The sequence below is a fragment of the Anaeromyxobacter sp. SG66 genome (assembly GCF_022690805.1).
Classification (GTDB): domain Bacteria; phylum Myxococcota; class Myxococcia; order Myxococcales; family Anaeromyxobacteraceae; genus Anaeromyxobacter; species Anaeromyxobacter soli.
In genome coordinates this window covers 1-7,753 of the sequence record NZ_JALCZC010000106.1, presented here as the reverse complement: position 1 = coordinate 7,753, position 7,753 = coordinate 1, and the positions used below count along the sequence as shown (strand labels likewise).

At 77.4% G+C, this 7,753-nt stretch carries 7 protein-coding genes; 3 read left to right on the top strand and 4 right to left on the bottom strand.

Features of this window, described 5'->3' with window-relative positions:
* Positions 1–80: 80 nt before the first annotated feature.
* Complete coding sequence (locus tag MNZ39_RS25060; protein ID WP_242340847.1) at positions 81–917, bottom strand: PfkB family carbohydrate kinase; 837 nt, start codon at positions 915–917, stop codon at positions 81–83.
* A gap of 48 nt (positions 918–965) precedes the next feature.
* Positions 966–2,723, bottom strand: coding sequence for a DEAD/DEAH box helicase (locus MNZ39_RS25055; RefSeq protein WP_242340846.1), 1,758 nt, complete (start codon positions 2,721–2,723; stop codon positions 966–968).
* Between the two features lie 138 nt (positions 2,724–2,861).
* On the opposite strand from MNZ39_RS25055, the gene MNZ39_RS19980 reads away from it, so the two are divergent.
* Together MNZ39_RS19980 and MNZ39_RS19975 are read left to right on the top strand one after the other, a co-directional pair.
* A complete protein-coding gene (locus MNZ39_RS19980) occupies positions 2,862–4,028 on the top strand; it encodes a hypothetical protein (protein ID WP_242340845.1) in 1,167 nt (388 codons plus the stop codon).
* Entirely contained in the window at positions 4,025–4,600 is a 576-nt protein-coding gene (locus tag MNZ39_RS19975; RefSeq protein WP_242340844.1) for a c-type cytochrome, read from the top strand. The genes MNZ39_RS19980 and MNZ39_RS19975 overlap by 4 nt, the downstream gene beginning before the upstream one ends.
* 36 nt (positions 4,601–4,636) lie before the next feature.
* Here MNZ39_RS19975 and MNZ39_RS19970 read toward each other — a convergent pair whose 3' ends face one another.
* Positions 4,637–5,998: a GAF domain-containing protein gene (locus tag MNZ39_RS19970; RefSeq protein ID WP_242340843.1), complete on the bottom strand. Its 1,362-nt coding sequence runs from the start codon at positions 5,996–5,998 to the stop codon at positions 4,637–4,639.
* Positions 5,995–6,474, bottom strand: a complete 480-nt coding sequence (locus MNZ39_RS19965; protein WP_242340842.1) for a pyridoxamine 5'-phosphate oxidase family protein — start codon at positions 6,472–6,474, stop codon at positions 5,995–5,997. Before MNZ39_RS19965 ends, MNZ39_RS19970 begins: the two co-directional genes overlap by 4 nt.
* Before the next feature lie 218 nt (positions 6,475–6,692).
* Here MNZ39_RS19965 and MNZ39_RS19960 point away from each other — a divergent pair.
* Positions 6,693–7,753, top strand: a 1,061-nt coding sequence (locus MNZ39_RS19960) for a serine/threonine-protein kinase (RefSeq protein ID WP_242340841.1), incomplete at its 3' end; no start/stop codon positions are given.

Here is a 7,753-nt window from a genome sequence, read left to right as displayed (position 1 = left end):
GGTTCCGGTGGGGGGGGGGGGGCGGAGGCCCCCGGGGGGGGGGGCGCCCGGCCCCCCCGATTCCGTCTCGACGACGTCCCTCAGCGCGGATCCTCGAGCGGGAGCTGCCCCGTCCGCGGATCGAGCCCACCCAGCACCGCCGCGCCGTGGAGCCCCGCGCGCCGGCAGGCCTCCGCGAGCGGCACGCCCGCGGCGAGGAAGAACGTCAGCGCCGCGGCGAAGCTGTCCCCCGCCCCGTACGCGCCCCCGCCCCGCGGCGGCGAGGGCGGCGCCTCGAAGAGCTCGAACCCCTCCTCCGTCTCGATGCGGCCCCCGCGCGCGCCGTCGGTGAGCACGAGCGCCACGGGCGGCACCGCGTGGTCCGCGCGCCGGCTCGCCTCCCGCGGATCGCGGACGCTGCCGACCACCGCGTCCGCGCGCACGCCCGAGGCGGCGAGCGCGGGCCGGCGCCGGGCGGCGACGACGAGCACCCGCGCGGCGCGCGCGGCCCGGAGGGCCGCGGGGTCCTGCGCCGTGAAGTAGGCGGCGTCGAAGCCCGCCAGCGCGCCCCACGGCAGCGGGTCCTCGGCGCGGGGATGCAGGGGCTCGCCCACCACCAGGATGGTGCGCTCGCCGGCCGGATCGACCATCGCGATCGCGCGGGTGTGCGGCTCGGCCCGGCGGACCGCGTGGACGTGCGCGCCGCTCGCCGCGAGCTCGGCCGCGACGGCGTCACCCGCGGCGTCGTCGCCGATCGCCGTGAAGAGGTGCAGCTCCGCGGGGCTCCGCACGAGCTGCCAGAACGCGACCCCGCCTCCGCCCCCCGGGAACCAGCGCGGTCCGTCGAGGTGGACGATGTCGCCCGCCGCCGGGACGGCGGGGACACGGCCGATGGTGACGTGCTCGACGTGCCCGATGACGGCGATCCGGAGGCTCACGCGGGCGGTTGTAGCGCGGAGGGGGCGGCCCGCGCACCGGTCCCTTCCTCAGCGCGGCCCGCGCCGCTTCGCGCCCGGCGCGCTCCGCCGGGGCGGGGCGGCTTCCCGCGCGCGCTCGTAGCGGCGCGGGACCTCCGCGCCGTGGGGCCGCGCCGCGTGCCTCGGCTCCCCCGCGCGCGCGGGTGGGCCCAGCGGCTCGATCCGCGCGTCGGGCATGCGCGGGTCCGGCCGCCGCGCGGCGCTGAGGAACCGCTCGGCGGAGGCGGCGGCGACCTCGAAGCGCGTCTCCTCGGCCTGGATGACGATCTTGCCGATGTCGTCGCGGGTCACGCCGCCCCGCCGGCAGAGGAGCGGCAGGATCCAGCGCGGGTCCGCCTGCCGCGAGCGGCCGAGGGAGAGCCGGAACCAGCGCGCGTCCTTGGGCGGCCCGGCGCGGGGCGCGCGACGCTCACCGGCGCGGGCCGGCGCCTCGCGCGCGGCGCGGGCCGTCTCGGGCAGCTCCTCCGGCGCGGGCAGGCGCGCCCGGTCCCGCCGCACGAGCGCGACCGCCAGCTCGACGGCGGAGCGCGTCTCGACGAGCCGGCGCGCCGCGGCGAGGTCCTCCTCCGGCGCGTCGGCGGCGAGCGCGGCGACGTCCGCCCCGAGCCGCTCGGCGTCGCCCGCGCGGATCGCCTCCGCGGTCGGCACCGCCGTCCACTCGGCGGCCACCCCCGCCTCGCGCAGCATCCGCTCGAGCCGATACCGCTCCGGCGGCGCCGCGAGCAGCACGGCCACGCCCTTGCGCCCGGCGCGGCCGGTCCGCCCGCTGCGGTGCTGGAGCGCCTCCGCGTCGCGGGGCAGGTCCGCGTGCAGCACGAGGGCGATGCCCGGCAGGTCGAGGCCGCGGGCGGCGACGTCGGTCGCGACGAGGACGCGCGCGCGGCCGTCCCGGAGCGACTTCAGGGCGCGCGTGCGCTCCGCCTGGGTGAGCTCGCCCGAGATGGCCACCACCTCGAACCCCCGCTCGCCCAGGCCGGCCGCGGTGTGCTGGACGGCCTCGCGCGTCGCGCGGAAGACGAGCGCGCTCGGCGGGTCGGCCTCGCGCAGGACGTTCACGATCGCGTGCTCGCGCTCGCGCGCCGCGACGAGGTGCGCGCGGTAGGCGATGTCGGCGTGCGCCTCGCCCGCGGGCGTCGCGGCCACGCGCGCGGGCTCGCGCGTGTAGCGCTTCGCGAGCTCGACGATGGGGCGCGGCAGCGTGGCCGAGAAGAGCACGGTGCGCCGGTCAGGCGGCGCCGCCCCGAGCAGCTTCTCGAGCTCCTCGCGGAAGCCCATGTCGAGCATCTCGTCCGCCTCGTCGAGGACGAGGGCGCGCACGGCGGAGAGATCGAGCGCGCCGCGCTCGAGGTGGTCGACGAGCCGGCCGGGCGTCCCGACGACGACGTGCACCCCGTCGGCGAGCGCGCGCGCCTCGCGCCGCGGGTCCATGCCGCCGACGCACGACGCCACGCGCCCGCCCGCGTCCGCGAACAGCCAGGCGAGCTCGCGCTGCACCTGGATCGCGAGCTCGCGCGTCGGCGCGACGACCAGCGCGCCCGGCGCCCCCGCCTCGCCGAACGTCCCGGCGTCCTCGAGGAGCGTCTCTGCGAGGGCGAGGCCGAAGGCGATGGTCTTGCCCGAGCCGGTGCGCGACGAGACGAGCAGATCGCGGCCGCGGTGCGCGGCGTCGAGGACGGCGGCCTGGACCGGCGTCGGCTCGGCGTAGCCGCGGCGGTCGAGGGCGGGGAGGAGCGCGGGGTGGGCCCCGATGGAGCTGAAGGTGTTCACGGGCTACGTTCTAACCCCGACGCGCGGCCGTTAGGCATTTCTTAGGAAGCGCGGAAGGATCATTTAGGAAGCGGGCGCCCCTGCCCCAGAGGCACATTGCGCACGCACGGCGCGGCGGGCCGCCGGAGCGGAGGCGCGATGCGGGGGACCGGACGGGCGAGGCTTCGCGGCGGCTCCCGGCGGCGCCTCACCGCGCTGGCGGCGGCCGCCGTCCTCGCCGGCGCCCTCCTCCTCCTCGGCGCCGCCGTGAGCGCCTCCGCCCCGGCGCTCGACCCGGCGGGGACGGAGGAGACCTCCGTCGCGAAGGCGCCCCCCCGGCTCGTCGACACCGGGCTCTACGCGGACGCCGCGACGCGCCGGATCGACCCCGCGGTGCTCCCCTATACGCCGCAGTATCCGCTGTGGTCGGACGGCGCGACGAAGCGGCGCTGGATCCGCCTGCCGCCCGGCTCCGCGATCGACGCCACCGATCCGGACGCGTGGGTCTTCCCGATCGGCACGCGGCTCTGGAAGGAGTTCAGCTTCGGCCGGCGGATCGAGACGCGCTACCTGGAGCGGGTGGCCGACGGCTCGTGGATCTTCGCGGCCTACGTCTGGACGGACGACGGCGCCGACGCGGTGCTCGCGCCCGAGCGCGGGATCCGCGGCGCGGCCGAGAGCCGCCCGGGGGTCCCTCACGACATCCCGTCCGTCTACGACTGCCGCGCCTGCCACGAGGGCGGCCCCACGCCGGTGCTCGGGTTCTCCGCGCTGCAGCTCTCTCCGGATCGCGACCCGCTCGCCGCGCACGCGGAGCGGCCCGGCGCGGGGGACGTGGACCTGCCCGCGCTCGTCGCGCGCGGGCTCCTCCGCGGGCTGCCCGAGGCGCTCCTCCGCCGGCCCCCGCGGATCGCGGCGCAGACGCCGGTCGCGCGCGCCGCTCTCGGCTACCTGCACGCGAACTGCGGCATCTGCCACGACGCCCGCGGGCCGCTCGCGACCCTGGGGCTCTCGCTCGCGCAGCGCGTCGGGCCAGGCGCTCGGCAGGACGCGGCCCTCGCGACCGCGGTCGGCGTGGCGAGCCGCTTCCGCCCGGCCGGCACCCCCGAGGGCGACGTCCCGTCGCGGATCCGCCCCGGCGATCCGGACCGGAGCGTCCTCCTCGCGCGCATGGCCTCGCGCGACCCGCTGCTCCAGATGCCGCCGCTCGGGACCCACGCCGTGGACGACGCAGCCGTCGCGCTCGTCTCCAGGTTCATCCGCGAGCTCCGGCCCGGCCCCGCCCCCCTCTCTCGCAGCACCCCACGCCAGGAGGAAGCCCGATGAAGAAGCGCATCGTCCCCGTCGCCCTCGGCGGCGCCGCCCTGCTCGCCGCGCTCGCGCTCACCCGCGTGAGCGCGGACGCAGGGGGCGACGTGGCCCGCGGCAAGTACCTCGTCACCGCCAGCGGCTGCAACGACTGTCACACTCCGTGGAAGCCCGGGAAGAGCGGCGCCCCCGAGCCGGACATGACGCGGATGCTCTCGGGGCACCCCGAGCAGCTGACGATGCCCGCCGCCCCGGCGCTGCCGCAGGGGCCCTGGATGATCACCGGGGCCGGGTCCATGACGGCCTGGTCGGGCCCGTGGGGCGTGAGCTTCGCGGCGAACCTGACGCCGGACGCGGAGACCGGGCTCGGCAAGTGGACGGAGAAGGAGTTCGTCGACGCCATGCGCTCCGGCCGGCACATGGGCAGGGGGCGGCCGATCCTCCCGCCGATGCCCTGGCAGAACGCCGCCACCCTGACCGACGCCGACCTGCGCGCGATGTTCGCCTACCTGCGCTCCATCCCGGCCATCAAGAACCGGGTGCCGGAGCCGCGCCCGCCCGAGCTCGCCACCGCCAAGCCGGCGCGGTGACGCCCGATGCGCTCGGCCGCCTCGCGCGCGGGCACCTCACCCGCACTCCTTCTCGAGGAGCGAGACCGCGCAGTCGAGCTCGAGCGCGAACCGGCCGCGCCGCACCGGCACGAGCCGGACCTCCGGACACTTCTCCTGGAGACGCCGGCGCAGCAGGATGAGCCGGCTCTCCAGGTTGTCCTTCACGGCCGGCAGGCCGAGGGCGGGGTCGAGCCGGAGCTCGCGGTTCGTGAACTCGGTGCGCCCCTCCCGCCGGTGCTGCCCGAGCAGCTTCCACAGGATCCGGCCGGGCACGTTGCGGATCAGGTACTCCCCGTCCACGAAGACGCAGTCGTCGTTGCGGTAGTAGCAGAACACGCGCCTGCGCTCGGGGGCCGGGGCGAGCCGGGGCGCGGGGAACGGCCCCGTCCCCTCTCCTGCCGGCCGCAGGCGATCCATCCCCATCGCGATCTGGTTCCCCACGATCCCGAGGAAGGCCTCGTCCCAGTCGTCGAAGCAGAGCGGGTCGCGGCTCTCGAACGCGAGCACGCCGACGAGCCGGTCCCTCACGAGCAGCGGGAGCGCGAGCTGCGCCTGGGCGTCGGGGAGGCCGGGGAGCGGGACCTCCGGCGGGAGCGTTCCGCCCCCGGCCGCCTCGAGGCGCTCGCGCACCGCGCGCCCGTAGCGCAGCTCCGCCCCGACCCCCGCGACGCGGAGCATCCGCCGCCGCTGCGCCACGCAGCCGATGATCCCGGCCCCGATCCGGGCCCTCGCGCCGAGGGCCGCCTCGTAGCCGTGGCTCGCGATCGCGACGAGCTCCGCCCCGCCCGCGGGGACGAGCACCATCGCGTGCGAGAACCCGAACAGCGCGTCGAGCGCCTCGAGCGCGCCCGCGAGCAGCGCCGGGAGGTCCGGGGCGCGCGCGATCCGGTCGGAGACGACCTGCAGCCCGCGTATCTCCGTGAGCGGCCCCGCCGGCAGCGGCGGCGCGGCCTCCTCGAGGGCGGGATCGGCCGGGAGGAGGAGCCCCTCCACCCGCTCCACCGAGAGCACCTCGTAGACGTCGGCGGAGCGCAGCGCGAAGACGCCGGTCATGCCGGTGTGCGAGGCGATCACCTGGATGCGCAGGGCCATCGTGTCGAACAGCGGCCCCTCGGTCTCCGCGTGCTCGAAGCGCAGGCGCAGCCGGTAGGCCTCGAAGGTGAGCGGGTGGTAGAGCAGCACGGAGGCGAGCGGGTTCTCCTCGACGTTGCGCCGCGTCTTGTTGAAGAACTGGCAGGAGAGCGCGACGCGCCGGGGGTCGACGTACTGGACCTGCGACAGGTACGTGACGTTCGGCTCGCCGTCGCGGCCGCAGGTCGCGATCTGGGCCGGCACGATGCCCGGGAAGCACGGGCCGAGCTCCTCGAGGCGGATCATGGCGCGCGCCCCGCGACGTCGACGAGCGGGGCGCCCGCGTCGGGCCCGGGCGTCTGCACGAACACGCCCTCCACGCGGACGCGCACCGCGTGGCACGGCCAGTGCGCGAGCCGGAGCGTGGCGCGCGCGGGGATCCCGATGACGCCCCACGCCTCGGCCAGCGCGTCGAGGTACCGCTCCAGCCTTTCGCGCTCGTCCGCGCCCGCCTCGCCGACCTCGACGGCGCGGCCCTTCACCTGCACCGAGCGGTGGTCCGCGGCGCGCGAGAAGCAGACCGCGATCCGGCCGTTGTCGCGGAGGTTCGCGAGCGCCTCCCTGGAGGTCGCCGCGGGCAGGAACACCGTGAGCTCGGCGCCGCCGCGCTCCACGCGCACGCCCATCGCGCGCAGGGCGTCCGGCGACAGCCGCGCGTCGCGCGTGGCGACGAGCACCGAGACCCCGGATTCGAGAAAGCCGGCGAGCTGCGCGGGGATCACCCAGACCTCCGACCTCGGATCCTAAAGGCCCACGTTCGCGCGCACCGCGCGCACCCGGCCCCGGAGACGGGTCCCGGGCGGGGTCCTGTGGCCCTTGCACTCCGAACGCGGGACGGACGCGCCTCTCCGCGTCCCGTCTTCCTGCGGCTTCTCCCGGCCGAAGAGAGCCGCTACCGTGTCTCATCGCCCCGGTGCGACGACCGCCGGCGGAGGCGCGGGTGACCCCACAGGAAACGCTCGAGCTCGCCGCCAGGGCGCGCGCCCCGGCCCCTGCGCGTCCCGGAGGAACGCTGGAGGACGCGATCCGCCCGGGCCTGCTGCTCGACGGGCGCTACCTCCTGCAGACGCTGCTCGACGAGGGCGGGACCTCGAGCGTCTGGCGCGCGGAGAACGTCCGTATCGGGCGCGCCGTCGCGGTGAAGATCCTCCGGGCGGAGGTCGCGCACAGCCCGCGCGACGTCGAGCGCTTCCGGCGCGAGGCCCAGATCGCCGTGCGCCTGTCCTCGCCGCACGTCGTGGACGTGCTCGACTTCGGCGACGCGCCCGGCGGCGCGCTGTACCTCGTGATGGAGCTCCTCGCCGGCGCGTCGCTGCGTGAGCGGCTGCGCCGGGACGAGCGGCTGCCGCCCGCCCGCGTGACGGAGCTGCTCCGCCAGCTCCTCGCCGGCCTCGACGCGGCGCACCGCGCCGGCATCGTCCACCGCGACCTGAAGCCCGACAACCTGTGGCTCGTCCCGCTGCCGGACGGCGAGGAGCGGCTCAAGATCCTCGACTTCGGGATCGCCAAGCTCGCGGAGCCCTCCCCGCCCACCGAGCGCGACCAGGCGGGCTTCGTCGTCGGGACGCCGCAGTTCCTCTCGCCGGAGCAGGCGGTCGGCGCGGAGGTGGATCACCGCGCGGACCTCTACAGCGCCGGGATCATCGCCTGGCTGCTCGCGACGGGCCGTCACCCCTTCCCGACCCACGATCCGCTGACGCTCCTGCGCGCCCACGCCTACGAGCCGGTCCCCTCGCCCGCGGACGAGTGCCCGTCGCTGGCGGCGCACCCGGCGCTCCTGCGCTTCATCGCGCGCGCCACGGAGAAGGACCCCGACCGGCGCGCCCAGAGCGCCGCCGAGCTCCTCGAGATCCTCGAGGGCCGAGCCGTCTCCGCGACGCCGGTCCTCACGGCGACCGGGCCCGCGCTGACGCCCCCGCTCCGCGCCGCGCTCGCCGCGCCGGCGCGCAGCGGGCTCGTGCGGTCGGCGGCGGCGGTCGCGCTCGCCGCGGCGCTCGCGCT